This is a genomic window from Dyella ginsengisoli LA-4, from assembly GCF_000334915.1.
Lineage (GTDB): Bacteria > Pseudomonadota > Gammaproteobacteria > Xanthomonadales > Rhodanobacteraceae > Dyella_A > Dyella_A ginsengisoli_A.
In genome coordinates this window covers 74,992-100,631 of sequence record NZ_AMSF01000024.1, presented here as the reverse complement: position 1 = coordinate 100,631, position 25,640 = coordinate 74,992, and the positions used below count along the sequence as shown (strand labels likewise).

Annotated in this window: 28 protein-coding genes, 1 pseudogene and 1 riboswitch; of the genes and pseudogenes, 12 read left to right on the top strand and 17 right to left on the bottom strand. The window is 69.2% G+C overall.

Annotated features, from left to right (window positions below):
* From C693_RS0107035 to C693_RS0107005, 7 genes and pseudogenes are all read left to right on the top strand, one after another.
* Positions 1 to 323, top strand: a pseudogene (locus C693_RS0107035) (glutathione synthase); the annotation flags it as partial.
* Positions 320 to 1,183 (top strand): TonB family protein, encoded by an 864-nt coding sequence (locus C693_RS0107030; protein WP_017461551.1) that lies wholly within the window; start codon positions 320 to 322, stop codon positions 1,181 to 1,183. The pseudogene C693_RS0107035 and the gene C693_RS0107030, both read left to right, overlap by 4 nt.
* A 41-nt stretch (positions 1,184 to 1,224) precedes the next feature.
* On the top strand, positions 1,225 to 1,803 hold the full coding sequence (locus C693_RS0107025) for a YqgE/AlgH family protein (RefSeq protein ID WP_017461550.1): 579 nt from the start codon (positions 1,225 to 1,227) through the stop codon (positions 1,801 to 1,803).
* Between the two features lie 10 nt (positions 1,804 to 1,813).
* Positions 1,814 to 2,245, top strand: a complete 432-nt coding sequence (gene ruvX, locus C693_RS0107020) for a Holliday junction resolvase RuvX (protein WP_017461549.1) — start codon at positions 1,814 to 1,816, stop codon at positions 2,243 to 2,245.
* A 26-nt stretch (positions 2,246 to 2,271) separates the two neighbouring features.
* Positions 2,272 to 3,198, top strand: coding sequence for an aspartate carbamoyltransferase catalytic subunit (locus C693_RS0107015; protein WP_017461548.1), 927 nt, complete (start codon positions 2,272 to 2,274; stop codon positions 3,196 to 3,198).
* Between the two features lie 67 nt (positions 3,199 to 3,265).
* Positions 3,266 to 5,047, top strand: coding sequence for a hypothetical protein (locus C693_RS0107010; RefSeq protein WP_017461547.1), 1,782 nt, complete (start codon positions 3,266 to 3,268; stop codon positions 5,045 to 5,047).
* 226 nt (positions 5,048 to 5,273) lie between these two features.
* Positions 5,274 to 5,642: a BON domain-containing protein gene (locus tag C693_RS0107005; RefSeq protein ID WP_017461546.1), complete on the top strand. Its 369-nt coding sequence runs from the start codon at positions 5,274 to 5,276 to the stop codon at positions 5,640 to 5,642.
* A gap of 69 nt (positions 5,643 to 5,711) precedes the next feature.
* Here the strand turns inward: C693_RS0107005 and C693_RS0107000 are convergent, their stop codons facing one another.
* Both C693_RS0107000 and C693_RS0106995 read right to left on the bottom strand, forming a co-directional pair.
* Positions 5,712 to 6,878 carry a PilT/PilU family type 4a pilus ATPase gene (locus C693_RS0107000; RefSeq protein ID WP_017461545.1) on the bottom strand — a complete coding sequence of 389 codons (1,167 nt, stop codon included), beginning with the start codon at positions 6,876 to 6,878 and terminating at the stop codon, positions 5,712 to 5,714.
* A gap of 93 nt (positions 6,879 to 6,971) precedes the next feature.
* On the bottom strand, positions 6,972 to 8,009 hold the full coding sequence (locus C693_RS0106995; protein ID WP_017461544.1) for a type IV pilus twitching motility protein PilT: 1,038 nt from the start codon (positions 8,007 to 8,009) through the stop codon (positions 6,972 to 6,974).
* A gap of 263 nt (positions 8,010 to 8,272) precedes the next feature.
* On the opposite strand from C693_RS0106995, the gene proC reads away from it, so the two are divergent.
* Both proC and C693_RS0106985 read left to right on the top strand, forming a co-directional pair.
* Complete coding sequence (gene proC, locus C693_RS0106990) at positions 8,273 to 9,091, top strand: pyrroline-5-carboxylate reductase (protein ID WP_017461543.1); 819 nt, start codon at positions 8,273 to 8,275, stop codon at positions 9,089 to 9,091.
* A gap of 16 nt (positions 9,092 to 9,107) precedes the next feature.
* Positions 9,108 to 9,683, top strand: a complete 576-nt coding sequence (locus C693_RS0106985) for a YggT family protein (protein WP_017461542.1) — start codon at positions 9,108 to 9,110, stop codon at positions 9,681 to 9,683.
* Positions 9,684 to 9,702: 19 nt separating this feature from the next.
* Here C693_RS0106985 and C693_RS0106980 read toward each other — a convergent pair whose 3' ends face one another.
* The 15 genes from C693_RS0106980 to C693_RS0106910 all read right to left on the bottom strand — a co-directional run bounded on the left by C693_RS0106980 (position 9,703) and on the right by C693_RS0106910 (position 22,418).
* Positions 9,703 to 10,671, bottom strand: coding sequence for a potassium channel beta subunit family protein (locus C693_RS0106980; protein ID WP_017461541.1), 969 nt, complete (start codon positions 10,669 to 10,671; stop codon positions 9,703 to 9,705).
* Positions 10,672 to 10,721: 50 nt separating this feature from the next.
* Positions 10,722 to 11,246 (bottom strand): phosphatidylglycerophosphatase A family protein, encoded by a 525-nt coding sequence (locus C693_RS0106975; RefSeq protein WP_017461540.1) that lies wholly within the window; start codon positions 11,244 to 11,246, stop codon positions 10,722 to 10,724.
* The gene (gene thiL, locus C693_RS0106970) at positions 11,243 to 12,235 is read right to left on the bottom strand and encodes a thiamine-phosphate kinase (RefSeq protein ID WP_017461539.1); all 993 of its coding nucleotides are present in this window, start codon (positions 12,233 to 12,235) and stop codon (positions 11,243 to 11,245) included. The genes C693_RS0106975 and thiL overlap by 4 nt, the downstream gene beginning before the upstream one ends.
* The gene (locus C693_RS0106965) at positions 12,235 to 12,804 is read right to left on the bottom strand and encodes a GNAT family N-acetyltransferase (protein ID WP_017461538.1); all 570 of its coding nucleotides are present in this window, start codon (positions 12,802 to 12,804) and stop codon (positions 12,235 to 12,237) included. Before C693_RS0106965 ends, thiL begins: the two co-directional genes overlap by 1 nt.
* Positions 12,804 to 13,250: a transcription antitermination factor NusB gene (nusB, locus tag C693_RS0106960; protein ID WP_017461537.1), complete on the bottom strand. Its 447-nt coding sequence runs from the start codon at positions 13,248 to 13,250 to the stop codon at positions 12,804 to 12,806. The genes C693_RS0106965 and nusB overlap by 1 nt, the downstream gene beginning before the upstream one ends.
* Positions 13,250 to 13,711: a 6,7-dimethyl-8-ribityllumazine synthase gene (ribH, locus tag C693_RS0106955; RefSeq protein ID WP_017461536.1), complete on the bottom strand. Its 462-nt coding sequence runs from the start codon at positions 13,709 to 13,711 to the stop codon at positions 13,250 to 13,252. Before ribH ends, nusB begins: the two co-directional genes overlap by 1 nt.
* A gap of 84 nt (positions 13,712 to 13,795) precedes the next feature.
* On the bottom strand, positions 13,796 to 14,707 hold the full coding sequence (locus C693_RS0106950) for an LD-carboxypeptidase (RefSeq protein ID WP_026107243.1): 912 nt from the start codon (positions 14,705 to 14,707) through the stop codon (positions 13,796 to 13,798).
* Between the two features lie 164 nt (positions 14,708 to 14,871).
* Complete coding sequence (ribBA, locus tag C693_RS0106945; protein ID WP_017461534.1) at positions 14,872 to 15,963, bottom strand: bifunctional 3,4-dihydroxy-2-butanone-4-phosphate synthase/GTP cyclohydrolase II; 1,092 nt, start codon at positions 15,961 to 15,963, stop codon at positions 14,872 to 14,874.
* 143 nt (positions 15,964 to 16,106) lie between these two features.
* The gene (locus C693_RS0106940) at positions 16,107 to 16,748 is read right to left on the bottom strand and encodes a riboflavin synthase (protein ID WP_017461533.1); all 642 of its coding nucleotides are present in this window, start codon (positions 16,746 to 16,748) and stop codon (positions 16,107 to 16,109) included.
* 78 nt (positions 16,749 to 16,826) lie between these two features.
* Positions 16,827 to 16,975, bottom strand: a riboswitch (FMN riboswitch).
* A 141-nt stretch (positions 16,976 to 17,116) separates the two neighbouring features.
* On the bottom strand, positions 17,117 to 18,139 hold the full coding sequence (locus tag C693_RS0106935; protein ID WP_017461532.1) for a Gfo/Idh/MocA family protein: 1,023 nt from the start codon (positions 18,137 to 18,139) through the stop codon (positions 17,117 to 17,119).
* On the bottom strand, positions 18,136 to 19,230 hold the full coding sequence (gene ribD / locus C693_RS0106930) for a bifunctional diaminohydroxyphosphoribosylaminopyrimidine deaminase/5-amino-6-(5-phosphoribosylamino)uracil reductase RibD (RefSeq protein WP_017461531.1): 1,095 nt from the start codon (positions 19,228 to 19,230) through the stop codon (positions 18,136 to 18,138). The genes C693_RS0106935 and ribD overlap by 4 nt, the downstream gene beginning before the upstream one ends.
* On the bottom strand, positions 19,230 to 19,565 hold the full coding sequence (locus C693_RS21295) for an antibiotic biosynthesis monooxygenase (protein WP_017461530.1): 336 nt from the start codon (positions 19,563 to 19,565) through the stop codon (positions 19,230 to 19,232). The genes ribD and C693_RS21295 overlap by 1 nt, the downstream gene beginning before the upstream one ends.
* 26 nt (positions 19,566 to 19,591) lie before the next feature.
* Entirely contained in the window at positions 19,592 to 20,113 is a 522-nt protein-coding gene (nrdR, locus tag C693_RS0106920) for a transcriptional regulator NrdR (RefSeq protein ID WP_026107242.1), read from the bottom strand.
* 96 nt (positions 20,114 to 20,209) lie between these two features.
* Positions 20,210 to 21,478 carry a serine hydroxymethyltransferase gene (gene glyA / locus C693_RS0106915; RefSeq protein WP_017461528.1) on the bottom strand — a complete coding sequence of 423 codons (1,269 nt, stop codon included), beginning with the start codon at positions 21,476 to 21,478 and terminating at the stop codon, positions 20,210 to 20,212.
* A 67-nt stretch (positions 21,479 to 21,545) separates the two neighbouring features.
* A complete protein-coding gene (locus tag C693_RS0106910) occupies positions 21,546 to 22,418 on the bottom strand; it encodes a DUF817 domain-containing protein (protein ID WP_017461527.1) in 873 nt (290 codons plus the stop codon).
* 173 nt (positions 22,419 to 22,591) lie between these two features.
* Here C693_RS0106910 and ettA point away from each other — a divergent pair, with 173 nt between their 5' ends.
* Genes ettA through pyrF form a run of 3 tightly spaced genes read left to right on the top strand, consistent with a single transcriptional unit; the run spans position 22,592 to position 25,576 of the window.
* Positions 22,592 to 24,250: an energy-dependent translational throttle protein EttA gene (ettA, locus tag C693_RS0106905; protein ID WP_017461526.1), complete on the top strand. Its 1,659-nt coding sequence runs from the start codon at positions 22,592 to 22,594 to the stop codon at positions 24,248 to 24,250.
* Positions 24,251 to 24,255: 5 nt separating this feature from the next.
* On the top strand, positions 24,256 to 24,732 hold the full coding sequence (locus C693_RS0106900; protein ID WP_017461525.1) for a cupin domain-containing protein: 477 nt from the start codon (positions 24,256 to 24,258) through the stop codon (positions 24,730 to 24,732).
* 28 nt (positions 24,733 to 24,760) lie between these two features.
* Positions 24,761 to 25,576, top strand: coding sequence for an orotidine-5'-phosphate decarboxylase (pyrF, locus tag C693_RS0106895; protein WP_017461524.1), 816 nt, complete (start codon positions 24,761 to 24,763; stop codon positions 25,574 to 25,576).
* Positions 25,577 to 25,640: the final 64 nt, after the last annotated feature.

Genomic DNA, 25,640 nt, shown 5'->3' with positions numbered 1-25,640 from the left:
GGGTGGGGGGGGAGCCGGTGCCGTACGCGCTGGCGCGGATTCCGCAGGGCAACGAGTTCCGTGGCAACCTGGCGGCCGGCGGTCGCGGCGAGGGGGTGCCGCTGTCCGACCGTGACCGCTGGATCGCCGCCGAGATCGGCCCGGAGCTGCGCCGCCGTGGCCTGCGTTTCGTCGGCCTGGACGTGATCGGCGACTACCTGACCGAGATCAACGTCACATCGCCGACCTGCGTGCGTGAGCTCGACGCCCAGTTCGGCCTTAACATTGCCGGGACCCTGTTCGACGCGATCGAACAGACAGCCCAGGAAGCCGTGTCTAAGTGAGTCGCCCCGCCCAACGCGCCACCGGCCCCGACATGATCGGGGCCACCCTGCTCTTTTCGCTGGTGCTGCACGGCGTGCTGCTGCTCGGCATCACGTTCGACTTCGTCAAACCCAAGCCGAGCCTGCCCACGCTGGACGTGACCCTGGTGAATGTGGCCAACCGGGAAGCGCCGGACAAGGCCGACTTCCTGGCCCAGGCGAACAATCGCGGCGGCGGCACCAGCGATCGTGCCGAACGCCCCTCCAACGCTTTCAGCGGGCCGCTGCCCAAGCCGACCCCGGGCGTGGCACCGGCGCCAGTGGACGACGCCACCCCGGCGCCGCAGCCGCCACGGCCGGACCGCATGGTCACCACCCGGGGTGACAGCCGCTTCACCGTGGATGCCGGCAGCGAGCGGCGACCGATGGACAGCAACCCCGCCGACCGCGCGGCGGAACTGCAGCGCCGCCAGGAGATCGCCCAGCTCGCCGCCGAACTGCGCAACCGCAACGAGGCCTACGCCAAGCGGCCGCGCAAGAAGTACATCTCGGCCAATACTCGCGAATACGCCTACGCCAGCTACATCCGCGGCTGGTCCGACCGGGTGGAGCGCGTCGGCAACCTGAACTACCCGGAAGAGGCCAGGCGCCGCCAGTTGCACGGCGAACTGATCCTCACCGTCGGCCTGGACCGCGACGGCAGCGTCATCAGCATCAAGGTGATCCAGAGTTCCGGCTCACCGCTGCTGGATGCTGCCGCGCAGCGCATCGTGCGGCTGTCCGCGCCGTTCCCGCCGATCCCGCGCGACAAGGGCGTGGACGAGCTCTACATCACCCGCACCTGGCAGTTCCTGCCCGGCGACGTCCTGCGCAACAAGTGATTTTTCCGCCGGGCAGGCAGCGCGGCGCGCCGGCGACTACAATGGCGGCCATGCAGCTCTCGCCTCCCTCCTCGCTCGCCGGGCATTTCCTCATCGCCATGCCCAGCCTCACCGACGGCCCGTTCGCGCGCGGCGTGGTGCTGCTGTGCCAGCACGACGAGGACGGAGCGCTGGGCCTGCTGATCAACCAGCTGTCCGAATACCGCCTCGGCGACATCCTGGCGCAGATGAAACTGGAGTGCACCGATCTCGACCTGGCCGACGCGCCGGTGCTGATCGGCGGCCCGATGCAGCAGGAGCGCGGCTTCGTGCTGCACCGGGAGCATGGCCACTGGGAATCCAGCTTCCGCGTCAACGAGGCCTGGTCGATCACCACCTCGCGCGACATCCTGGTGGCGATGGCCGCCGGCGAGGGGCCCCGCCAGGCACTGCTCGCGCTGGGCTACTCCGGCTGGGGTGCCGGGCAGCTCGAGCAGGAGCTGAAGGACAACGCCTGGCTCACCGTCGAGGCGAACGACCGGATCATCTTCGACACCCCGCTGGACGAGCGCTGGAGCGCGGCCGCCGGCCTGATGGGGCTGGACCCGCTGCAGCTGCCCGGCTACGCCGGACACGCGTGAGCGCCACCCGATGAGCTGCGTGCTGGGCTTCGACGTCGGCAGCAAGCTGATCGGCGTGGCCGTCGGCAATCGCATCACCGGCAGCGCGCGTGCGCTCGATACAGTCCCCATGCGCGACGGGCACCCGGACTGGGACGCGCTGGACCGCCTGCAGCAGGGCTGGTCGCCGGATACCCTGGTCGTCGGCCTGCCGCTGGACCTGGAAGGCCGCGAGCAACCGGCCAGTCGACTGGCGCGGCGCTTCGCCGAGGCCGTGCGTGCGCGCTACGGCATGCCGGTCACCCTGGTCGACGAACGCCACAGCTCCCGCGAGGCCTCGCGGCGCTTTGCCGATGCCCGCGCCGCCGGACTCCGCAAGCGGCGCGACGGCGCGCGCATCGACGCCGAGGCCGCCGCCGTCATCCTCGAACGCTGGCTGGCCGAGGCCGGCCCGTCCCACTGACCTCCCACCTCGCCGACCGGACCGCCATGAGCTCACGCCTGCGCCACCTCACCACGCTGGAAAACCTGTCGCGCCCTACCATCGAGCGTCTGCTGGACCGCGCGGTGTCGCTGCGCGACGCCTGTGCGCACGGCACCCGCAAGATCGACGTGCTGTCCGGCCGCACCGTACTCAATCTTTTCTTCGAGCCATCCACCCGCACCCGCACCTCGTTCGAGCTGGCGGCGCGCCGGCTGGGTGCCGACGTGGTGAATTTCGACATCGGCTTTTCCTCCGCCAACAAGGGCGAGGAGCTCTACGACACCCTGCACACGCTCGAGGCGATGCATCTGGACGCGATCGTGGTGCGGCACAAGGAGTCCGGCACCCCGGACGAGCTGGTGCGCCACGCGATGAGCGGCGTGTCGGTGATCAATGCCGGCGACGGCAACCGTGCCCACCCCACCCAGGGCCTGCTGGACCTGCTGACCATCCGCCAGCACCGCCCCGATTTCGAGAACCTCAGCGTCGTCATCTGCGGCGACGTCAAGCACTCGCGCGTGGCGCGCTCGGACGTGCACGCACTGGCCGCCATGGGCGTACCCGACATCCGCCTGTGCGGCCCGTCGGCACTCATGCCGGAGACCGACGAATTCCCGCAGTGCCGCTTCTTCGACGATTTCGACCAGGCGATCGAGGGCGTCGATGCGGTGATCATGCTGCGCCTGCAGAAGGAGCGCATGGCGCAGACCGAGCTGCCCGACGAGACGGCCTACTTCCGTCAGTTCGGGCTGGATACCCGCCGCCTGGCCATGGCCCGCAAGGGTTGCCTGGTGATGCACCCGGGGCCGATCAACCGCGGCATCGAGATCGCCCCGGAAGTGGCCGATGGCGCGCAGTCGCGCATCCTGGAACAGGTCGGCAACGGGGTATTCACGCGGATGGCGGTGCTCAGCGAGCTGCTCGCACGCTGAGACACGAAGGGCAAACCACGAGGCGGCATAATGGATGCCGCAAGACCACACTCAAATGGGGAAGACTATGCGACCGATGAAGCGCGCACTGGCGCTGGGCGTGACCGGCATCCTGCTGGCCGCCTGCAGCCACAAGGACAAGGATGCACCGCTGGCGTTCGTGCCGGCCGACACGCCGTACGTGGCCGCCAACCTCGACGTGCTCGATGACAGCACGCGCGAGGCGCTGTTCGCCCAGGCCAATGCCCAGCTGCCGGCCCAGGTTGCCCAGATGAAGGCGGCGGCCGACGAGCTGAAGGCCAAGGATCCGGATGCGGCCAATCTGTTGCGCGCCTTTGCCAGCGAATTCGACGGCAAGACCATCGAGCAGTTCGCCAAGAACACCGGACTGGACACCAAGGGCTACTCGGCCTTCTACGGCCTCGGGCTGGCCCCGGTGGCACGCTTCCAGTTGAGCGACCCGGCCGCCTTCGACGCGTTCGTCGGTCGCCTGGAGGCCGCCTACGGCAAGAAGCTCGAGGTCGCCAAGGTCGGCAGCACCAGCTACCGCCGCTACGTGTCGAAGGAGTCCGGCACCGAGCTGATCCTCGCCGTGGTCGGCAAGCAGGCTGTCGCCGCGCTGCTGCCGGCCGACGTTTCCGACCACCTGCTGCGAGAGGCGCTGGGGCTGGATCGCCCGGCCAAGAGCCTGCAGGACGACGGCCGCCTGGCCACGCTGGCCAAGGCCAAGGGTTACGGCAAGCAGGCCGTCGGCCTGGTCGACCTGACCCGGCTGCTGCCGCTGATCGCCAGTGGCAAGGACCCGCTGTTCATGGCCATGTTCAAGGCGCACGCCGAGACCGAGTCGGCCAAGACCGGCGAGCCGGTGGCCAACCAGATGCAGATCCCGGCCTCGTGCGAAACGGACGCCGGGCGCATCGCCGCGCGCGTGCCGTCGCTGAGCTTCGGCTACACCCGCCTGGACGCCAAGCACCAGGACATGCGCATGGACCTGTCGCTGGCCAGCGACATCACCCAGGCCTTCTCCGGGCTGAAGGTCGCCCTGCCCGGCCTCGGCGCCGACGGCAGCGCGCCGTTCGACGTCAGCTTCGCGTTGCCGGTGACCGAACTGCGCACGTTCTGGAGCGCGCAGGCCGATGCGGTGGCGGCCAAGCCGTTCACCTGCCCGGCCCTGGCCGACCTCAACGACGGGTTCGCCAAGCTCGGACCGTCGATGCAGAAAGCCGCGATCCCGCCGTTTGGCGACCTGCTTGGCGTGCGCATCGCGCTGGACAGCCTGGATGCCGGCAATGGCCATGGCATGCCCAGCTTCACTGGCCGCATCGTGGTCGGCACCAAGAACCCGACCGGCCTGCTGGCGATGGGACAGATGATGACGCCCGCGCTGGCGCAGCTGAAGGTGAGCCCCGATGGCACGCCGGTCGCCCTGCCGGCGGACATGACCCGCATCCTGTCGCAGCCGGGCTGGATCGCGATGGGCGAGAAGGCGCTTGCGCTGGGCATCGGCACCGGCGAGGACGCCAAGCTGGCCGACACGCTCAAGCAGCCCGGTGGCGATGCCGGGCAGATGATGCGACTGCACCTGGACGGCGCGATGTACCAGTCCTGGGTGAAGCTGATGATGGACAAGGCCGACAGCCTGGCGGCGATGAGCGAGGCCATGGCCAAGGCCGGCGGCAACGATGCGGACGCCGCCGCCGCGGCCTCCGCACGACAGCAGGCCGCCGCGCGCACCCATGCGCAGCTGTCGGCGATGCAGGCGCAGGCGGCACGCGTCCAGTCGATCTCTTCCGAAGCCCATGTGGATGGCGACGGCCTGGTGATCACCAGCCAGACCGAGTGGAAGTAACGACACTCCGGGCTCGCTGGAACGCACTGCAGGGGCGCCTTCGGGCGCCCCTGTTTTTTCGTGCACACGACGTGACCGGCGTCTTCGCATGCTTGATGGTCCGCTGAACGCCGGCGAGGGCGGGCGACGAGGCCTTCACGGCGCCGCTGTTGCCATGGCTCCACGGACGCCAACCGGGCATCCGGTGGCCTCCGGGCCAAGCCATCACGACAGAAGGAGAGTCCCCATGCGCCATTCCCTGATCCGCAAGAACCTGATCGCCCTGTCCCTGATCGCGGCTTTCGGCGCCCTGCCCGTGGCGCAGGTGAGCGCGCAGGACACCTCGGCCAAGACCGAGATGAAGTCCGACATGCACCAGATGGAGCGTGCTACGTCCGACACCTGGATCACGACGAAGGTGAAGTCGGAGTTCGCCACCACCAAGGGCGTCGACGCCACCGACATCTCGGTCACCACCAAGCACGGCCACGTCACGCTGAGCGGCACCGTCTCCGGCGACTCGGAGATCACCGCCGCCAAGGAAGTGGCGATGAAGGTGAAGGGCGTGAAGAGCGTCGACACCAGCGGCCTGAAGATCACCGGCCACGACGACTGACCGAGCGGCATCCGCCCATGAAAAAGGCGCCCTGCGGGCGCCTTTTTCTTTACCAGCCGCGTGAATCGGTCAGCGCTGCAGCAATCCACCGCCGAACTGCTGACGGTCGCGCGACTCCTCCAGCTCCACACCCTCCAGCCCCTGCGACAGCGTGTGCGCATCGCCGCCCTGGGCCAGCTTGATGCGAAGACGCACCTCGTTGGAACTGTCGGCGTGGCGCAGCGCGTCCTCGTAGGAGATCTCGCCGGCGTGGTACAGCTCGACCAGGCTCTGGTCGAAGGTGCGCATGCCGAGGTTGGTGGACTCCTTCATCACTTCCTTGAGCTTGTGCACCTCGCCCTGGCGGATGTAGTCCTGCACCAGCGGCGTGCCCAGCAGCACTTCCACCGCCACCCGGCGCGCCTTGCCGTCCGGCGTCGGGATCAGCTGCTGCGCGACGATGCCCTTGAGGTTCAGCGACAGGTCCATGAACAGCTGCTGGCGGCGGTCTTCCGGGAAGAAGTGCAGGATGCGGTCCATCGCCTGGTTGGCATTGTTCGCATGCAACGTGCACAGGCACAGGTGGCCGGTCTCGGAGAAGTTGATCGCGTGCTCCATCGTCTCGCGGGTACGCACCTCGCCGATCATGATCACGTCCGGCGCCTGGCGCAGGGTGTTCTTCAGCGCGTTGTCCCAGCTGTCGGTATCGATGCCGATCTCGCGCTGGGTGATGATGCAGCCCTCGTGCTTGTGCACGTACTCGATCGGGTCCTCGATGGTGATGATGTGCCCGGTCGAGTTCTGGTTGCGGTAGCCGATCATCGATGCGAGCGACGTCGACTTGCCGGTACCGGTACCGCCGACGAAGATGATGATGCCGCGCTTGGTCATCGCCAGCTGCTTGATCACCGGCGGCAGCGTCAGCTCCTCGATGGTCGGGATCTTCGACTCGATCCGGCGCAGCACCATGCCCACGCAGTTGCGCTGGTAGAAACACGACACGCGGAAACGGCCCACGCCCTGCGCCGAGATGGCGAACTGGCACTCGTGGGACTTCTCGAACTCCTCGCGCTGCGAGGGCGTCATGATGTTCAGCACCATGTCGCGCGACTGCTGCGGGCTGAGCGGACTCTGGGTGATCGGCACGATACGCCCCTGCACCTTCATCGAGGGCGCCACGCCGGCCGTGATGAACAGGTCCGAGGCCTTCTTGTGGACCATCAGCTTGAGGAACGAGGTGAAATCGAAGTCGCTCATGGCAGGTCTCCTCCGGGAGACGATAGGGCTCGGTGCGGACGCGGGTACGGGCGGCAGCGGCGGCGCGGCGGGCGCCGACCGGCCGTCGCCGGCTTACTTGAAGATGTCCTTGTTCTTGGCGTAGGTCATCGCCTCCTGGCGCGCCACCAGGCCGCGCTTGACCAGATCCTGCAGATTCTGGTCGAGCGTCTGCATGCCGTACTGCTGGCCGGTCTGGATCGACGAGTACATCTGCGCGACCTTGTCTTCGCGGATCAGGTTGCGGATGGCCGGGATGCCCACCATGATCTCGTGCGCCGCGATGCGGCCGCCGCCCACTTTCTTCATCAGCGACTGCGAAATCACCGCGCGCAGCGACTCGGAGAGCATCGAGCGCACCATCGGCTTTTCGCCGGCCGGGAACACGTCGATGATGCGGTCCACCGTCTTGGCCGCCGAACTGGTGTGCAACGTGCCGAACACCAGGTGTCCGGTCTCCGCGGCGGTCAGCGCCAGGCGGATGGTCTCCAGATCGCGCAGCTCGCCCACCAGGATGTAGTCCGGGTCTTCGCGCAGCGCCGAGCGCAGCGCCTCGTTGAAGCCATGGGTGTCGCGATGCACCTCGCGCTGGTTGACCAGGCACTTCTGCGAGGTATGCACGAACTCGATCGGATCCTCGATCGTGAGCATGTGCCCGTACTCGGACTTGTTGATGTGGTCGACCATCGCCGCCAGCGTGGTGGACTTGCCCGAGCCGGTCGGTCCGGTCACCAGGATCAGGCCCTGCGGCTGCTCGATCAGTTCGCGGAAGATCTTCGGCGCACCGAGGTCTTCCAGCGTGAGCACCTCGGAGGGAATGGTGCGGAACACCGCGCCGGCACCGCGGTTCTGGTTGAACGCGTTGACGCGAAAGCGCGCCAGACCGGGAATCTCGAACGAGAAATCGGTCTCGTAGAACTCTTCGTAGTCGCGGCGCTGCTTGTCCGACATGATGTCGTAGATCAGCGAGTGCACCTGCTTGTGCTCGAGCGCCGGTATGTTGATGCGGCGCACGTCGCCGTCGACCCGGATCATCGGCGGCAGTCCCGCCGACAGGTGCAGGTCAGATGCCTTGTTCTTCACCGAGAAGGCGAGCAGTTCGGCGATATCCATCGGGTACTTCCCCCTCAAAACCGATCGTCTGGAATGACAGCAGCACGGGGTGGCCGATGCGGTCGGACCCGGTCCCCGACCGCTCCCGCGGCCAGTGACCGCGCAGCGCCGACGACCCGAAGCGACCCGGACTCCCCCCCTCCGCAACGGCTCGATACTACTCGCCGCCGTGCCGCCGCGACCAGCCCTGGACGGCGGTTTTGCAACGCATGCACGGGCAGGTGCGCTAAGGTAACCGGCTGACGATCTGCAAAGGAGCGAACATGACACGCATCGCCTTCATCGGTGGCGGCAACATGGCCCGCAGCCTCATCGGCGGCCTGATCCGGACCGGCATGGCCGCCTCCTCGATCGCCGTTTCCGACCCGCAGGCCGAGGGGCGCCAGGCGCTGTCGCGCGAGTTCGGGGTGGCGGCCTACGCCGAGAACCGGCAGGCCGCCGCCGACGCCGAAGTGGTGCTGCTGGCGGTCAAGCCGCAGATCATGCCGGCGATCCGCGAGGAGCTGCGCGAAGTCTTCCAGCGCCAGCGCCCGCTGCTGATCTCGATCGCCGCCGGGGTGCGGATCGACCAGCTCGAGCGCTGGTTCGGCGCCCTGCCGATCGTGCGCTGCATGCCCAACACCCCCGCCCTGATCGGCGCCGGCGCCACCGGCCTGTGCGCCAACGCCCGCGTCAGCCCGCCGCAGCGCGCGCAGGCGCAGCACATCCTGGACGCCGCCGGCCTGACCCGCTGGGTCGACGACGAGGCGCTGATGGATACGGTGACCGGCATCGCCGGCTCGGCCCCGGCCTATTTCTTCGCCATGGTCGAGGCGCTGGAGGATGCCGCCGTGGCCCAGGGCATGGACCGCGACACCGCCCGCGCCCTGGCCGCGCAGACCTGCCTGGGCGCCGGACGCATGCTGACCGAGAGCGGCGAGGCCCCGGCCGAGCTGCGACGGCGGGTCACCTCGCCCAATGGCACCACCCAGGCGGCACTGGAGAGCTTCGCGCGGGACAATCTCGCCGGTATCGTGGCGCATGCCGTGGCCGCCGCCACCCGTCGCGGCGGAGAACTGGCGGCGGAACTGGACAAGACCTGAGCCCGGAACGACCGACGTGACCTACCTGCTCAATGCCCTCTCGGTGATCCTCCAGCTGGTTTTCAGCCTGGTGGCCACGCTGTTCGTGCTGCGCCTGCTGGCCGAGGCGTCCCGTGCCGACTTCCACAACCCGCTCAGCCAGTTCCTGTACAAGGCGACCAACCCGGTGCTGGCGCCGGTGCGGCGAGTCATTCCGAACTGGCGACGGATCAATCTCGCTGCCTTGCTGCTGGCGTGGCTGGTGATGGTGCTGGAACGCGCGACCCTGTTCGCCCTGATGGGTGTGGCGCCGCACATCGCCGGCCTGCTTTTGCTGGGGGCCGCCGACCTGATCGACTTCGTGCTGCTGTTCTACCTGGTGCTGATCTTCGGCTGGTCGCTGCTGAGCATGCTGCAGGTCGATCCGTACCAGCCGCTGATGCGCATGGCCGCGGCCATCGTCGAGCCGCTGCTGCGGCCGCTGCGCGGCAAGCTCACCGCCGGCACGCTCGATTTCTCGCCCATGGTGGTGATGCTGGTGCTGATCGTGGCCCGCATCCTGATCGCCGCCCCGCTGATCGACGCGGGCACGGCGCTGACCCTGGGCGGCTGAACCCGCGACCGGCGGCCGCTCAGGCTATCGCCGCCTCGATCCGCCGCCGGGTTTCCTCGTCGAGGCTCGGCAGCAGGTCCAGCGTGTCCAGGTTGTGCGCCAGCTGCGCGGTCTTGCTGGCGCCCAGCAGCACGGTGGACACGTGCGGGTTGGCCAGGCACCAGGCCAGTGCCAGCTGGGCCATCGACACACCCAGCTCCTGGGCGATCGGCTCGATCCGCTGCGCCCGCGCCACGCGACCGCGCCCCTTGTCCAGCAGCTCGTCACGCAGCCACTCGTAGCCGGGCTGGTTCAGTCGGGCGTCGTCGGGCACGCCGTCGCGGTACTTGCCGGTGAGCAGGCCAGAGGCCAGCGGCGACCAGATCGTGGTGCCCATGCCGTACTTCTCGTACAGCGAGGCGTATTCCTGCTCGACCCGGTCGCGATGCAGCAGGTTGTACTGCGGCTGCTCGACCACCGGCTCGGCCATGTGCTGCGCCCGTGCGATGCGATGGGCCTGTTCGATCGCCTCGGCCGGCCACTCGCTGGTGCCCCAGTACAGCACCTTGCCCTGGCGCACCAGCAGGTCCATCGCCGCCACGGTCTCGTCGATCGGCGTCTCCGGGTCCGGGCGGTGGCAGAAGTACAGGTCCAGGTAGTCGACCTTCAGCCGCGCCAGCGCCTGGTGGCAGGCCTCGATCACATGCTTGCGCGACAGCCCGCGCTGGGTCGGCTTCGGGTCCGTTGTCGCGCCGAAGTACACCTTGCTCGACACGCAGTAGCTGTCGCGCGGGAAACGCAGGTCGGCCAGCACGTCGCCCATCAGCTCCTCGGCGTCGCCGGCGTTGTAGGTTTCGGCGTTGTCGAAGAAGTTGACCCCGCGGTCGTAAGCCAGCGCCAGCAGCTCGCGCGCCTGCGCGCGGCCGACCTGGCGACCGAAAGTGACCCAGGCGCCAAACGAGAAGGCGGAAAGTTTCAGGCCGGTGCGGCCCATGCGGCGGTAATGCATGGCAAGTCTCCCGTGAAGCGGTCAGGCGGCGAAGGATGCCACCGGCAACGTCAACGCCAGGGCAGCGGCATGCCGATCGTCCGCGCCAGCAAACCCAGCGCGACGGCGGCGAAGAGCCCGGCAACCACATCGTCCACCATCACCCCGAGCCCCCCCTTGAGCCGGCGATCCAGCCAGCCGATCGGCCACGGCTTGCCCACGTCGAACAGGCGGAACAGCACGAAGCCGACCAGCACCATCCACCATGGCGCGAGGATCGCCGGTACCAGCGCGATCCACTGGCCGACGAACTCGTCGATCACCAGTGCGCGGTGGTCGTCCACGCCCAGCTTGCGGCCGGCCACGTTGCAGGCCCAGATGCCCACCACGAACACGACGACGACCACCCAGGCGTAGACGGAAAGCGGCCACTGCCGCATCCACAGCCACGGCAGGATCGCCAGCAACGATCCGGCCGTGCCCTGCGCCTTCGGTACCAGGCCGGAGCCGAAGCCGCAGGCGATCCAGCCGGCGGGTGAGGCGATGAGCTCGCGGCGCTGCGCCGGCGTGAGGGTCTTGCGATCCATGGCGATCATGGGTGGGCGGTCTCGTCCGGAAAATGGTCCCAGCCGGTACGGGCGGGCACCAGCCACTGGCCATCGATGCCGCGCACGCGCACACCGGCGCCTTCGACGATGCGGCCGATGCGGGTGGCACCGCAGCCGAGCCGGGCCAGGTCGGCCTGCACCTCGCCGGCCCGCGCAGGCGGCACGGCAAAACACAGTTCGTAGTCGTCCCCGCCGGACAAGGCGAAATCGCAGGCTTCCGCCGCATCACAGCAGCCCAGCAAGGCGGAGGACAGCGGCAGCAGGGCCGCGTCGACCTCGGCACCCACGCCGCTGGCCGCACAGACATGAGCCAGGTCGGCGAGCAGGCCATCGGACACATCGATGCAGGCACTGGCCCGACCACGCAGGGCGAGGCCGGCGGCGACCCGCGGCTCGGGGCGATTCAGCCGGGTCCGCAGCCCGACGCGGCGCTTTTCCTCGTCGGAATCCGTGACCGGTGCCAGCCGCTGCAGGCCAGCGGCTGCATCACCCAGCGTACCGGTGACGAACACCAAGTCGCCTGCGCGCGCGCCGTCGCGTCGCAACGCCTGCCCCGGCGGCACAAAGCCGTGCACCGCCACCGACAATGCGAACGGCCCGCGCGTGGTATCCCCGCCGACCAGCGCCACGCGATGCATGCGCGCGAGCTGCGCGAATCCCTCGGCAAGCCCGTCGACAAGGTCCTGCTGCGCGTCGGCGGGCTGGGCCGGCAAGGTCAGGGCGAGCAGCGCCCAGGCCGGCGTGGCGCCCATCGCGGCCAGATCGGACAGGTTCACCGCCAGCGCCTTCCAGCCGATGTCGGCCGGCGCCGTGCCGGGCGGGAAATGCACGCCTTCGACCAGCGTGTCGATCGCCACCGCCAGCTCCTGGCCGGCCGGCACGGCCAGCAGGGCCGCGTCATCGCCAATGCCCAGCCGCACGTCGTCGCGCGCCTGCGCGGTCAGCGCCTGCAGGCGGTCGATCAGTCGGAATTCCATCAGCGCGCGCCCGGGGCCGGCACGTCGCGCGCGTACACGCCGATCGGCGCGTCGTTGAACATCGTGTCGTACCGGTGCCGGAAGCCGCCCTTTTCCGCCACACGGATCGAGGCGGGGTTGTCCGGCGAGATGATGCAGACATCGCGGTGCGGACCGAAGTGCGCATCGCCCCAGGCGGTGACTGCCGCCAGCGCCTCGCTGGCGTAACCGCGACCATGGAAGGCCGGTGCCACCGCCCAGCCGAGTTCGGGCATGCCGTCGAGCGGCGGTTCGATCTCGCGCTGGAAGTCGGCATAGCCGAGATCCCCGACGAACAGGCCGGTCGCCTTGTCCTCGATCGCCCAATAGCCGTAGCCGAGCATCGGCCACATGCCGCCGTAACGCAGCAGGCGGAACCAGACGTCCTGCCGGGTCGCCGGCTTGCCACCGATGCAGCGGTAGACGATCGGATCGGACCAGATCGCGTGGAGCGCCTCCAGGTCGTCGATCCGGTGCTGGCGCAGGCGCAGGCGCGCCGTCTCGAGCACCGGCGCCGACGGAGCCGAGCCGAGCACCAGCACGCCGCGCATCAGCCGCGCTTCTCCACCGTGCGCAGCTGCGCGGCCAGCTTGTCCAGCACGCCGTTGACGTAGCTGTGGCCGTGGTCGGCACCGAAGCGTTTGGTGACCTCGATCGCCTCGTTGATCACCACGCGGTACGGCACGTCCGGACGATGCGCCAGCTCGTAGGCCGCCAGGCGCAATGCGGCGCGCTCGATCGGATCGACCTGGGCCACCTCGCGATCCAGGTGCGGGCGCAGGCTGGCGTCGATCTGCTCGACGTTCGCTTCCACTCCGTGCAGCAGGTCCTCGAAGTACTCGAGATCGGCCACTTCCATGTCCTGCTCGTGGCGGAACTGCTCGATCACCGCGTTCATGTGGCTGCCCGACAACTGCCAGGCGTACAGCGCCTGCAGCGCGCGGCGGCGCGCACGCGAGCGCGCGTTGGCGTCGATGCCCGAACCCTGGGGCGCCATCACAGCTGCCCGTACAGGTTGACCATCTCCAGTGCGGCCAGCGCCGCATCGGCGCCCTTGTTGCCGGCCTTGGTGCCGGAGCGCTCGATGGCCTGCTCGATAGAGTCGGTGGTCAGCACGCCGAAGGCGACCGGTACGCCGGTATCCATGCCGGCCTTGGCCAGGCCCTTGGCGCATTCGCCGGCGACGTAGTCGAAGTGCGGGGTGGCCCCACGGATCACCGCGCCCAGCGCGATCACCGCAGCGTACTTGCCGGAGGCGGCCGCCTTCTGCGCGGCCAGCGGGATTTCCCAGGCGCCCGGCACGCGGATCAGCTCGATGTCGTCGTCCTTCACGCCATGGCGCACCAGCGCGTCACGCGCGCCGGCGACCAGCGGCTCCACCACGAAGCCGTTGAAGCGGCCCGCGACGATGGCGAAGCGGCCCTTGGGCGTGGCGAAGTTGCCTTCGATGGTTTTCATGCAGTCGTCCTCGGTGGGCGCGCGGCCCGGGGCAGACCGCGCATTTTACGGGTTTGCGGCGCCCCCCGCTCGCGGCGGGGTGGCTCAGCCGTGATGGGGATAGCCGGAGAAGGCCAGCCGGGCGGTCGGGCCCTCGACCCGCAGATGGGCCGGCGCACCGAACGGCAGGGTCAGCTGGCCCGGGCCGTGGCCGTGCGGCAGGCCGTCGATCACCGGAATGCCGGCCACCGCGCGCAGTTGCTCGAACGCCGCCTCCAGCGTGTAGCCGTTGTCGCGCGGACCGGGCCGGCAATCGCTGAAACGGCCCAGCAACAGCGCCCGCTGGCGGCCGAGCACGCCGGACAGGTGCAGCTGGTAAAGCAGCCGTTCGATACGGAACGGCGGCTCGCCGACGTCCTCGACGAACAGGATGCCGTCGTCGATCCGCGGGAAATACGGCGTGCCGAGCAGGCTGCACAGCACGGCGAGGTTGCCGCCCCACAGCGTGCCCTCGACATCCAGCCGGGCATCGCCGTTGCAAGCCCAGGTGACCTCGGCGGACGGCGCGGACAGCACCTGGCGGAACTGCGACAGGGTCTCGCCGTCTTCCGGCTCCGCACCCAGGTCGGCCAGCAACGGGCCAGCGAGCGTGGCCAAACCGCTGCGCACATGCAGGGCCATCTGCACCGCGGTGAAGTCGCTGTGACCGACCATCGCCAGCGCGCTGCCGGCCAGCCGCTCGCGAAGTGCGTCGTAGTGCAGGTGTTCCAGCAGCCGCGCTGCGCCGTAGCCGCCGCGGGTGACCAGGGCGATATCCGGCAGCGTTTCCGCGTCGGCCAGCGCGTTGAGGTCGGCCGCGCGCTCGGCGTCGCTGCCGGCAAAGCGCTGCATCGACCGCCCCAGCACCGCCTCGTTCTCCACCGCGTAGCCGGCCGCGCGCAGGCGCGCCACGCCGCGCGTCATCGCGGCGGGGTCGGCGGGGTAACCGGAGGGGGCGATCAGGCGGATGCGGGGCATGGGTTGAAAGCTTAGGAGTGAGTGGAGAGGAGTGAGAAGTGAGAGTGGAGCATGTGGATGCGGAGTGTCACGGAGAGGGCCGGCAGCGGTCTACCGGGCGATGGGTTGCCGGTCGGCACTGAATGCCTTCTCTCACTCCTCACTCCTCTCCACTCACTTCTCGCTCACACGTACTCGACCACCTCCAGCCCGAACCCGCCCAGGCCGACCAGCTTGCGCGGCGTGCCGATCACCCGCAGCCGGTGTACGCCCAGGTCCGCCATGATCTGCGCGCCCAAACCGAGCTGACGCCATTGGTTGTGCTGCGCATCCTCCGCACTGATCGTCGCCGGCTGCCCCTTGAGCCGCGCCAGCAGGGCCTCCGCGGTGTCCTCGCCGGACAGCACCAGCAGCACGCCGCGATCCTCGTCGGCGATCCGGCGCAGCGCCGCGGTGACGGTCAGGCCGAGGTCGTCGCGGGTCAGGTGCAGCACGTCGGACAGGGTGTTGCGCACGTGCACGCGGCTGAGCACCGGGGCGCCGTCGTCCACCGTACCGCGCACCAGCGCGAAGTGCAGGCCGCGGCGGATCGCGTCGCGGTAGGCGACGAGGCGGAACGGACCGAACTCGGTCTGCACCTCCTCTTCGTGCACGCGCTCGACGGTCTTCTCGGTCTCCAGCCGGTAGCGGATCAGGTCGGCGATGGTGCCGATCTTCAGGCCGTGCTTCTTCGCGAACACTTCCAGCTCGGGGCGGCGCGCCATCGAGCCGTCCTCGTGCAGGATCTCGATCAGCACCGAGGCCGGCTCCAGCCCGGCCAGCGCGGCGAGGTCGCAGCCGGCTTCGGTATGCCCGGCGCGGGTCAGCACGCCACCCGGCTGCGCGGTGAGCGGGAACACGTGGCCCGGCTGGGACAGGTCCTGCGGCTTCGCGTCGGACTTCACCGCCACCTGGATGGTGCGGGCGCGATCGTGCGCCGAGATGCCGGTGGTGACGCCCTCGGCCGCCTCGATCGAGACGGTGAAGTTGGTGTGGTACGGCGAGGTGTTGTCGCTGACCATCGGCTTGAGGCCGAGCTGGCGCGTGCGCTGCTCGGTCAGCGTCAGGCAAAGCAGGCCGCGCGCCTCGCGCACCATGAAGTTCACGTCCTCCGGCCGCACCATCTGCGCGGCCATGACGATGTCGCCCTCGTTCTCGCGGTCCTCGTCGTCGAGGATCACGACCATGCGGCCGGCGCGGATGTCGTCGAGGATTTCGGGGATGGTGTTGAAGCTCATGGGGGTGAACCTTGGGAAGGGGAAATGAGCGAGGAGCGGCGAGCGAGAAGTGAGTGAAGAGGAGTGAGAAGTGAGAGAAAGCATGGGTGCGCTCCGGCTTTGCCCTCTCTCATTTCTCACTGCTCGTTCCTCACTCCTCGCCCTCAGGCGAAACCGTGTTGCTTGAGGAAATCGACGTCGATGCCGGACGCCTGTCCGCCACCGATCAGCCGCTCGACGTAGCGCGCGATCACGTCCACCTCGATGTTCACTGCGTCGCCGACGCGGCGCGCGTGGAAGGCGGTGTGCTCGACCGTGTGCGGGATCAGGTTCACGCCGAAGCGGGTGCCGTCGACCTCGTTCACGGTGAGGCTGGTGCCGTCGATGCACACCGAGCCCTTGGCAGCGATGTAGCGCGCCAGCGCCGGCGGCACCTCGAAGCTCCAGCGCTGCGAGCGGCCGTCCGGCGTGATCGCCACGACCTTGCCGACGCCGTCGACATGGCCGGAGACCAGGTGGCCACCGAGCCGGTCGGCCAGCCGCAGCGCCTTCTCCAGGTTCACCGGGTCGCCGGCCTTGTGCCGGCCGAGCGTGGTCCGCGACAGCGTCTCGTTGGACACGTCCGCGCTGAAGCCGCGCGCGTCCAGCGTCACCGCGGTGAGGCACACGCCGGAGACGGCGATCGAGTCGCCCAGCTGCACGTCGGCGAGGTCGAGGTCGGCAGTATCCACGTGCAGCCGCACGTCACCGCCACGGGGCTCCAGCCGCACGATGCGGCCCACGCTCTGGATGATTCCGGTAAACATGAAACGTTCTCCTCAAGGCACAAGCGAGAACGCCCCAAGGCATGAGGCAGGCGCAGCGCCCACGGGAGGCGCCGCACTGGCCGTCTTCTTTCATCCGGACTGTGACCGTCGGCTCCGGACTTGGACCGGATCTGCTGACCTCGCGACGGGCGTCGCGAGCGCTCGCGGGCTCGTGCCCGAAGGCACCTACCGCCGGTGGGGAGTTTCGCCCCGCCCTGAAGACGTCGCTGAATTGTCTTGCCGGCGAACCGGCCGGCGGATTCTAGCACCAAGCCCCGCACAGCCCCGCCCGGCAGCGTCCATCCGGGTGAACAGCGCGTCGCCACCGCCGCACGCGCCAGCGTCCTCGGATCAACCCGCCGGCGCCCCTATATGCCGATCGCCTGCCCGGTCGCCGTGCGCCAGTCGGCCAGCACCTGGTCCATCGCCCACGCGGTGCGCAGGGCCGCCTCCGGAGTGGACGGGCAGGCACCCGCCTCGCCGCGCAGTTCGGCCACGATGGTCTCGATCAGCGGTTGCTGGATGTGCGGCGGGTTGGCCTCGTGGAAGCTTTCGCTGCCCTGCGCGGTCTCGTGCACGATCGGGCCGTCGCCGAAGGTGGCGAAGGCGAGCCGCCCCCGGTCGCCGGTGATCTCGATGCGGTCCTCGTAGCGGAAGCTGCCGAACTGCCACAGGCCGGTGCCGACCAGGCCGCTGGCGAAGGCGTAGCCCATCGCCACGCTGTCCTCGGCGGCATAGGCGCCGAGCTGGTTGGTGGCCAGCCCCTTCGCGGTAGCGATGGGGCCGAACAGCCAGTCCAGCAGGTTGAGCGTGTGGCAGCCCAGGTCCATGAACAGGCCGCCGCCGGAGATCATCGGCTGCACGTGCCAGTGCGAACCGGCCGGATCGGTGTAGCGCGGATGCAGCGGCTGGTGCAGCGACACGTGCACCGAGCGCGGCGTGCCGATCGCCCCGGCATCCAGCAGCTCGCGCACCCGCCGGAAGCGCGGCAACGCGCGGCGGTAATACGCCACGAATACCGGCACCCCCGCCGCCCGGCCGGCATCGATGATCGCCTGGCATTCGGCCGCATCCAGCGCCATCGGTTTTTCCACGTAGACCGGCTTGCCGGCGGCGATCGCCATCAGCGCATGGGCCTTGTGGGTGGACGGCGGCGTGGCGACGTAGACCGCGTTGACAGCCGGGTCGTCGACCAGCGCCTGCGCGTCGTCGTACCACCTCGGCACGCCATGGCGCTGCGCGTAGTCGCGCGCCTTGGCGCCGTCGCGGCGCATCACCGCCACGAGAGAGGAATGGGCAGCGCGCTGCAGGGCCGGACCGCTCTTCACCTCGGTGACGCTGCCGCAGCCGATGACGCCCCAGCGCACGGCGTCCAGCGGCGGAGAGCTCATGCCGCGCTCCGCAGGCGCAGGCGCCAGTCCGGGCCGATGCTGCGCTGGTCGATGACATGCAGTTGCCAGCGCTCGCTCATCTCGGTCAGCGGCGGCAACTCCATCAGCGGGCGCCCCTGGTCGCCGAGGAAGGTCGGCGCGACGTAGAGCAGCAGTTCGTCGGCCAGACCGGCGGCGAACAGCGCGCCCCCGAGGCGCGGACCGGCCTCGACGTGCAGTTCGTTGACACCGCGCCCTGCGAGCAGGGCGAGGATCTCGTCCAGCGCCAGCCGCCCGTTGCCGTCGACCGCCACCCCGGCATGCTCGATGCCTTCGGGTACCGGCACCGGCGACGGGATCACCCGGTCATGCAGCAGCAGCGTCGGCGCGCTGCCGTCCATCACGTGGAAGCGCGCGGGGATGCGCAGGTCGCGATCCAGCAGCACGCGCAGCGGCGGGGTGAAGTCCTCGCCTGCGGGCAGGCGCACGGTCAGGCGTGGATTGTCGGCCAGCACGGTACCGCTGCCGGCCAGGATCGCCGAGCTGCGCGCGCGCCAGCGCTGGCCGTCGGCGCGCGCCGCCTCGCCGGTGATCCACTGCGAGGCGCCGTTGGCCAGCCCGGTGCGTCCGTCCAGGCTCATCGCCAGCTTCACCCGCACATACGGCCGGCCGCGCTCGATACGGCTGAAGAACCCGGGGTTAAGCGCGCGCGCCGGTTCGCGCATCAGGCCGGACTCCACCGCGATGCCCGCCGCGCGCAGCCGGGCCAGACCCGCGCCTTCGGCCTGCGAAGTGTCCTCGGCGGCGACCACCACGCGATTGACGCCGGCGGCGATCAGCGCATCCGCGCACGGCGGTGTGCGGCCGTGCAGGCCACATGGCTCCAGCGTGACGTAGGCGGTGGCGCCGCGCGCCCGTTCGCCGGCGTCGCGCAGGGCGAACACCTCGGCGTGCGGGCCGCCGGCCCGCTGGTGCCAGCCCTCGCCCACCACGGCGTCGCCGCGGGCGATCACGCAGCCGACGCGCGGATTCGGCTGGGTGGTGAACAGCCCGCGCTCGGCGAGCGCGAGCGCATGCGCCATGTGTCGGTGGTCGGTCGCGGTGAATGCCATCAGCAGTCTTCCGCGGCGCGACTCGCCGGCAACGGCGCCCAGCAGTCCAGGACGCCATCGAGCTCCTGGTCCGGAAAGCGCTGCAGCACCGCCGCCCGTGCCCGCTCGTTCTGCGCGGCGTCGGCCGCGTCGCTGGCCAGTGATTGAAGGAAGCGATCGCGCGCCTGGCGCGACTCCCACCGAGCAATCGCGACCCAGCAACCCTCGGCGTCCCTGAACAGGCTCGACCCACCAGAGCCCGCGACAAGAGCGCGCCGGGTGATGCGATGCCAGTTGGCGACGAAGTCGTGCTCGCCGGCCGGGTCGATACGCCAACGGTAGATCGCGACGAACATCTCTCTCCTCGCCCGGCGGCCGCCGATCAGCTCTTCTTGCCGCGCTTGATCGCCCCGTCGCCGAGCAGCGACAGCTGCAGCTTTTCCAGCTCCGGCAGGTCGCGCTCGAGCTTCTCGATCTCCTCGCGGAACGCCTGCACATCCTCGAAACGGCGGTAGACCGAGGCGAAGCGGACGTAGGCGACCTGGTCGAGCTTGCCCAGCTCGCGCATCACCAGCTCGCCGATGTGGCGCGAGGGCACTTCACGTTCACCGCTGCGGCGCAGGTCGTTGATGATCTCGCGCACCGAGTTGTCCACGTCGTGGCTGGCCACCGGCCGCTTCTGCAGCGCGCGCTCGAAGCTGGTGCGCAGCTTGCGCTCGTCGAATGCCTCGCGCCGCTCGCCGCTCTTCACGATCGCCGGCAGTTTCAGCTCGGCGGTCTCGAAGGTGTTGAAGCGCTCGCCGCACTGCGGGCACTCGCGACGGCGCCGCACGGTGGCACCGTCGTCAGTGAGCCGCGAGTCGATCACGCGGGTGTCTTCGTGCTGGCAGAAAGGACAATGCATAGGGGATCAGGAGTGAGAGTTGAGAAGTGAGGAGTGAGAGGAAATCCTCAAGCCGGTCTTTCTCTCACTTCTCACTCCTCTTCACTCGCTTCTTGCTCAACCGTAGACTGGGAACTTCTTGCACTGCGCCTCGACCTTGGCGCGCACGGCGGCGATCACCGCCTCGTCGTTCGGCGCATCGAGCACGTCGCAGATCCAGTTCGCCAGGTCCACGCAATCCGCCTCTAGGTAGCCGCGGGTGGTGACAGCGGGCGTACCCACGCGCAGGCCGGAGGTGACGAAGGGCTTCTGCGGGTCGTTCGGCACGGCGTTCTTGTTGACCGTGATGTGCGCCTTGCCCAGCGCCGCTTCCGCGTCCTTGCCGGTGACGCCCTTGCCGATCATGTCGATCAGCATCAGGTGGTTCTCGGTGCCGCCGGAGACGATCTTGTAGCCGCGCGCGATGATGGTCTTGGCCATCGCCTGCGCGTTCTTCACCACCTGCTGCTGGTACGCCTTGAACTCCGGCTCCAGCGCTTCCTTGAAGGCCACCGCCTTGGCCGCGATCACGTGCATCAGCGGGCCACCCTGGATGCCGGGGAAGACGATCGACTGCAGCTTCTTGGTGATCTCCTCGGCCGCCTCGCCCATGCCCTGGTTGCTGGCCACGATGATGCCGCCGCGCGGACCGCGCAGGGTCTTGTGGGTGGTGGAGGTGACCACATGGGCGTACGGCAACGGGCTGGGGTACACGCCCGCGGCGACCAGGCCGGCGATGTGCGCCATGTCCACGAACAGGTACGCACCCACCTTGTCGGCGATGGCGCGGAAGCGCGCCCAGTCGAGCACCTGCGAGTAGGCGCTGAAGCCGGCCACGATCATCTTCGGCTGGTGCTCGACGGCGAGGCGCTCGACCTCGTCCATGTCGACGATGCCGTTGGCGTCCACGCCGTACTGCACGGCGTCGAGGATCTTGCCGGACAGGTTGACCTTGGCGCCGTGGGTCAGGTGGCCGCCGTGCGCCAGGCTCATGCCGAGGATCTTGTCGCCCGGCTGCAGCAGGGCGAAGTACACCGCCTGGTTGGCCTGCGAGCCGGAGTGCGGCTGCACGTTGGCATAGTCGGCGCCGAACAGCTGCTTCACCCGGTCGATCGCCAGGCGCTCGGCCACGTCCACGTATTCGCAGCCGCCGTAGTAGCGCTTGCCCGGGTAGCCCTCGGCGTACTTGTTGGTGAGCTTGGAGCCCTGGGCCTCCATCACGCGCGGGCTGGCGTAGTTCTCCGAGGCGATCAGCTCGACGTGATCCTCCTGGCGGCGGCCTTCGTCGGCAATGGCCTGGGCCAGTTCGGGGTCGTAACCGGCGATCGTGCAATCCTTCGGGAACATGCGGGGGCCTCGGCGGGTTGGAGGGGTGGACAAGACCCGAAAGTGTAGCGCCGGCACCGGTTTGCAGCTACCGGCCCGCCCCGCGGCGGTGGACCGCGGAGACCATCACGTAGCTGATCACCATCAGCAGCAGCCAGGACCCCAGCTTGGCCAGCGGCACCGGATGCCAGCCGGCCCGCTGCGCCGGATACAGCCAGGCGTGGGTGTAGGTACCCACGTTCTCGGCCAGCCAGATGAACAGCGCCACCAGCACGAAGCCCAGCAGCAGCGGCATCCGCCGGTGCCGGCGGCGGATGCGGAAATGCACCCAGGTCGGCCCGAACAGCCCCGCCAGCGCGGCAAACAGCAGCCAGCGGAGGTCGGGCAGGAAGTGGTGACTGAAAAAGTTCACGTAGATCGCCACCGCCAGCGCCACGGTGGCGCCGAACGGCGGGTGCCGGGTAAAGCGGAAGTCGAACAGCCGCCAGGCCCGGGCGATGTAGCTGCCTACCGAGGCGTACATGAAGCCGGTGAAAAGCGGCACGCCGCCGATATGCAGCAGCGACGGCCCCGGGTAGCTCCACGAGCCCACCGCGGTCTTGAACAGCTCCATCGCCGTGCCGACCGCGTGGAACAGCACGATCACCCGGGCCTCCTCCCGGCTCTCCAGCCCGCTGGCCAGCAGGCCGAGCTGGATCGCCACGGCCGACAGGGTCAGGAAGTCGTAGCGCGACAGCGCCGCATGATCCGGATACCAGCGCCAGCTGGCCACCAGCAGGCCCACCATCAGCCCGCCGAACAGGCAGGCCGAGGCCTGTTTCAGCCCGAAGCACAGGAATTCGTGGGCGAACACGGCCACCCGGCCCGAACGGGCCGCCCGCCGCGCCAGCTGTACGTCGAGCCACCGCCAGCCGCGCAGCGACCTTGCCCGGCGCGCGGGCGCCTCCATCTTCGGGACCATCGTCGTCCACCCTGCGGAAAACCCGCAGCGTGACGGGCCGCGGGGCGGCTTCGTGGGCCTTGCCATGGCAGTGCAAAGGCCGATCGGCGATAATCGGAGGCCTTTTCCCCTTTGTTCCTCACTTGCCGGGCCGCGCGCGAACGCGGCTTGCGGACCGCCTTTCGGGAGCCAGCATGCAGTACATCTACACCATGAACGGGGTGAGCAAGATCGTTCCCCCGAAGCGCCAGATCATCAAGGACATCTCGCTCAGCTTCTTCCCCGGCGCCAAGATCGGCCTGCTGGGCCTGAACGGCGCGGGCAAGTCGACGGTGCTCCGGATCATGGCCGGCGTGGACAAGGACTTCCAGGGCGAAGCCCGTCCGCAGCCGGGCATCAAGGTCGGCTACCTGGCACAGGAGCCGGAGCTCGATCCGGACAAGACCGTCCGCGAGGCGGTCGAGGAAGGCGTGTCCGAGGTGCTCGACGCGCAGAAGCGGCTGGAAGAAGTGTACGCCGCCTACGCCGAGGAAGGCGCCGACTTCGACGCGCTGGCCAAGGAACAGGAAAAGCTGGAGAACCTCCTGGCCGCCAACGACGCCCACGCGCTCGAGCGCCAGCTCGAAGTGGCCGCCGATGCGCTGCGCCTGCCGCCGTGGGAAGCCAAGATCGGTCCGCTGTCCGGCGGCGAGAAGCGCCGCGTGGCGCTGTGCCGCCTGCTGCTGTCCAAGCCGGACATGCTGCTGCTGGACGAGCCGACCAACCACCTGGACGCCGAGTCGGTGGACTGGCTGGAAACCTTCCTGCACGACTACCCCGGCACCGTGGTGGCGGTGACCCATGACCGCTACTTCCTCGACAACGCCGCCGAGTGGATCCTCGAGCTGGACCGCGGCCGCGGCATCCCGTGGAAGGGCAACTACACCGAGTGGCTGGAGCAGAAGGACGCGCGCCTGAAGCAGGAAGCCCAGCAGGAGAAGTCGCGCCAGAAGGCGATCGCCAAGGAGCTGGAGTGGGTGCGTTCGGCCGCCAAGGGCCGCCAGTCCAAGGGCAAGGCGCGCCTGAACCGCTTCGAGGAGCTGAACTCGGTCGAGTACCAGCGCCGCAACGAGACCAACGAGATCTTCATTCCGCCGGGCGAGCGCCTGGGCAACGAGGTGATCGAGTTCAAGAACGTCACCAAGTCGTTCGGCGACCGCGTGCTGATCGAGGATCTCTCCTTCCGCATCCCGGCCGGCGCCATCGTCGGCGTGATCGGTCCGAACGGCGCGGGCAAGTCCACGCTGATGAAGATGATCATGGGCAAGGAGCAGCCGGACTCCGGCGAGGTGAAGCTCGGCCACACGGTGAAGCTGGCCTACGTCGACCAGTCGCGCGATGCGCTCGACCCGAAGAACAACGTGTGGCAGGAAGTCTCCGGCGGTTCGGACATCCTCACCATCGGCAACTTCGAGATCCAGTCGCGCGCCTACATCGGCCGCTTCAACTTCAAGGGCACCGACCAGCAGAAGATCGTCGGCAACCTGTCCGGTGGTGAGCGCGGCCGCCTGCACATGGCCAAGACCCTGCTGCAGGGCGGCAACGTGCTGCTGCTCGACGAGCCGTCCAACGACCTCGACGTGGAAACCCTGCGTGCGCTGGAAGACGCACTGCTGGAGTTCCCCGGCTGCGCAGTGGTCATCTCGCATGACCGCTGGTTCCTGGATCGCATCGCCACCCACATCATCGCCTTCGAGGGCGACTCGCACGTGGAGTTCTTCCCCGGCAACTACAACGAGTACGAGGCCGACAAGAAGCGCCGCCTGGGCGACGATGCCGGCCCCAAGCGCGTGAAGTACAAGAAGCTGGCCTGACCGCGATGAGCGACGCCAAGACCCCCGTCGCGATCGATGCCGGTGACGCGCCCGAGCGCACCGGCTCCGGCTATCCGGCGCCGTTCGGCGCGCAGATGGGTGACCGCTCGCGCCGCCGGCTGGGCGACGTGTTCGGCCTGACCGGTTTCGGCGTCAATCTGGCCCGTCTCGGTCCCGGTGCGCGCTCGGCGCTGCGCCACGCGCACCGGCTCGAGGACGAGTTCGTCTACATCCTCGAGGGCACGCCGACCCTGCTCACCGATGCCGGCGAGACACCGCTGCGCCCGGGCATGTGCGCCGGCTTCAAGGCCGGCACCGGCGACGGCCACGCGCTGGTGAACCGCAGCGACGCCGAAGTGCTCTACCTGGAGATCGGCGCGCGCTGCGCCGGTGAGACCGTCGATTACCCAGACGTCGATCTCAAGGGCACCACCCTCGACGGGCGCTGGACCTACCTGCACAAGGACGGCACGCCGTACTGACGGCGCGCCCCCTGCCCGAGGAACCATCATGAGCTTCATGCAGACCCTCGCCGACGCCTGGCAGCGCCACGACTCGCTGGTCTGCGTCGGCCTCGATCCCGAGCTCGGCAAGCTGCCGGCGCACCTGCAGGACCGGCCCGACGCGGTGTTCGAGTTCTGCACCGCGATCGTCGACGCCACCGCCGACCTCGCCTGCGCCTTCAAGCCGCAGATCGCCCACTTCGCTGCGCTGCGCGCCGAGGACACGCTGGAGCGGCTGATCGCGCACATCCATGCGAAGCACCCCGGCGTGCCGGTGATCCTCGACGCCAAGCGCGGCGACATCGGCTCCACCGCGCAGCATTACGTCACCGAGGCGTTCGAGCGCTTCGGCGCCGACGCAGTGACGCTCAATCCGTACATGGGGCGCGACTCGATCGCGCCGTTCCTGGAGCGCGCCGACAAGGGCGTGATCCTGCTTTGCCGCACCTCCAACCCGGGCGGCGCGGATTTCCAGGCACTGGACTGCGGCGGCCAGCCGCTCTACCTGCGCGTGGCCGAGACCGTCGCCCGCGACTGGAACGGCCACGGCAACTGCGCCCTGGTCTGCGGCGCCACCTGGCCGGAGGAACTGGGCCAGGTTCGCGCCCGCGTCGGCGACATGCCGCTGCTGGTGCCGGGCATCGGAGCCCAGGGCGGCGACGTGGCTGCCGTGCTGAAACACGGCCTTACCGCCGATCGCACCGGCCTGATGATCAACTCCTCGCGCGGCATCCTGTATGCCGGCAGCGGTGAGGATTTTGCCTCGGCGGCGCGCGCGGCGGCGCAGGAGCTTCGCGAGACCATCAACGCGCTGCGCCACTGATCGCCCGGACACGGCGTCGACCGCTTCCGCCATCGCGGCGATCCCGCCAGGCAGCCAAAAGGGA

What these genes read in the sequence shown, in the direction of transcription:
- proC (WP_017461543.1), top strand. Translation starts at nt 8,273, where the DNA reads ATGACACGCATCGCCTTCATCGGTGGCGGCAACATGGCCCGCAGCCTC.
- C693_RS0106935 (WP_017461532.1), bottom strand. Translation starts at nt 18,139, where the DNA reads ATGAGCTCTCCGCCGCTGGACGCCGTGCGCTGGGGCGTCATCGGCTGC.
- C693_RS0107015 (WP_017461548.1), top strand. Translation starts at nt 2,272, where the DNA reads ATGAGCTCACGCCTGCGCCACCTCACCACGCTGGAAAACCTGTCGCGC.
- C693_RS0106910 (WP_017461527.1), bottom strand. Translation starts at nt 22,418, where the DNA reads ATGGTCCCGAAGATGGAGGCGCCCGCGCGCCGGGCAAGGTCGCTGCGC.
- pyrF (WP_017461524.1), top strand. Translation starts at nt 24,761, where the DNA reads ATGAGCTTCATGCAGACCCTCGCCGACGCCTGGCAGCGCCACGACTCG.
- ribBA (WP_017461534.1), bottom strand. Translation starts at nt 15,963, where the DNA reads ATGAGCTTCAACACCATCCCCGAAATCCTCGACGACATCCGCGCCGGC.
- ettA (WP_017461526.1), top strand. Translation starts at nt 22,592, where the DNA reads ATGCAGTACATCTACACCATGAACGGGGTGAGCAAGATCGTTCCCCCG.
- glyA (WP_017461528.1), bottom strand. Translation starts at nt 21,478, where the DNA reads ATGTTCCCGAAGGATTGCACGATCGCCGGTTACGACCCCGAACTGGCC.
- nusB (WP_017461537.1), bottom strand. Translation starts at nt 13,250, where the DNA reads ATGGCGCCCCAGGGTTCGGGCATCGACGCCAACGCGCGCTCGCGTGCG.
- thiL (WP_017461539.1), bottom strand. Translation starts at nt 12,235, where the DNA reads ATGGAATTCCGACTGATCGACCGCCTGCAGGCGCTGACCGCGCAGGCG.
- C693_RS21295 (WP_017461530.1), bottom strand. Translation starts at nt 19,565, where the DNA reads ATGTTCGTCGCGATCTACCGTTGGCGTATCGACCCGGCCGGCGAGCAC.
- C693_RS0107005 (WP_017461546.1), top strand. Translation starts at nt 5,274, where the DNA reads ATGCGCCATTCCCTGATCCGCAAGAACCTGATCGCCCTGTCCCTGATC.
- C693_RS0106975 (WP_017461540.1), bottom strand. Translation starts at nt 11,246, where the DNA reads ATGATCGCCATGGATCGCAAGACCCTCACGCCGGCGCAGCGCCGCGAG.
- C693_RS0106900 (WP_017461525.1), top strand. Translation starts at nt 24,256, where the DNA reads ATGAGCGACGCCAAGACCCCCGTCGCGATCGATGCCGGTGACGCGCCC.
- ruvX (WP_017461549.1), top strand. Translation starts at nt 1,814, where the DNA reads ATGAGCTGCGTGCTGGGCTTCGACGTCGGCAGCAAGCTGATCGGCGTG.
- C693_RS0106965 (WP_017461538.1), bottom strand. Translation starts at nt 12,804, where the DNA reads ATGCGCGGCGTGCTGGTGCTCGGCTCGGCTCCGTCGGCGCCGGTGCTC.
- C693_RS0107010 (WP_017461547.1), top strand. Translation starts at nt 3,266, where the DNA reads ATGCGACCGATGAAGCGCGCACTGGCGCTGGGCGTGACCGGCATCCTG.
- C693_RS0106980 (WP_017461541.1), bottom strand. Translation starts at nt 10,671, where the DNA reads ATGCATTACCGCCGCATGGGCCGCACCGGCCTGAAACTTTCCGCCTTC.
- C693_RS0106940 (WP_017461533.1), bottom strand. Translation starts at nt 16,748, where the DNA reads ATGTTTACCGGAATCATCCAGAGCGTGGGCCGCATCGTGCGGCTGGAG.
- C693_RS0106950 (WP_026107243.1), bottom strand. Translation starts at nt 14,707, where the DNA reads ATGCCCCGCATCCGCCTGATCGCCCCCTCCGGTTACCCCGCCGACCCC.
- ribH (WP_017461536.1), bottom strand. Translation starts at nt 13,711, where the DNA reads ATGAAAACCATCGAAGGCAACTTCGCCACGCCCAAGGGCCGCTTCGCC.
- C693_RS0106995 (WP_017461544.1), bottom strand. Translation starts at nt 8,009, where the DNA reads ATGGATATCGCCGAACTGCTCGCCTTCTCGGTGAAGAACAAGGCATCT.
- ribD (WP_017461531.1), bottom strand. Translation starts at nt 19,230, where the DNA reads ATGGCATTCACCGCGACCGACCACCGACACATGGCGCATGCGCTCGCG.
- C693_RS0107000 (WP_017461545.1), bottom strand. Translation starts at nt 6,878, where the DNA reads ATGAGCGACTTCGATTTCACCTCGTTCCTCAAGCTGATGGTCCACAAG.
- C693_RS0107025 (WP_017461550.1), top strand. Translation starts at nt 1,225, where the DNA reads ATGGCGGCCATGCAGCTCTCGCCTCCCTCCTCGCTCGCCGGGCATTTC.
- nrdR (WP_026107242.1), bottom strand. Translation starts at nt 20,113, where the DNA reads ATGCATTGTCCTTTCTGCCAGCACGAAGACACCCGCGTGATCGACTCG.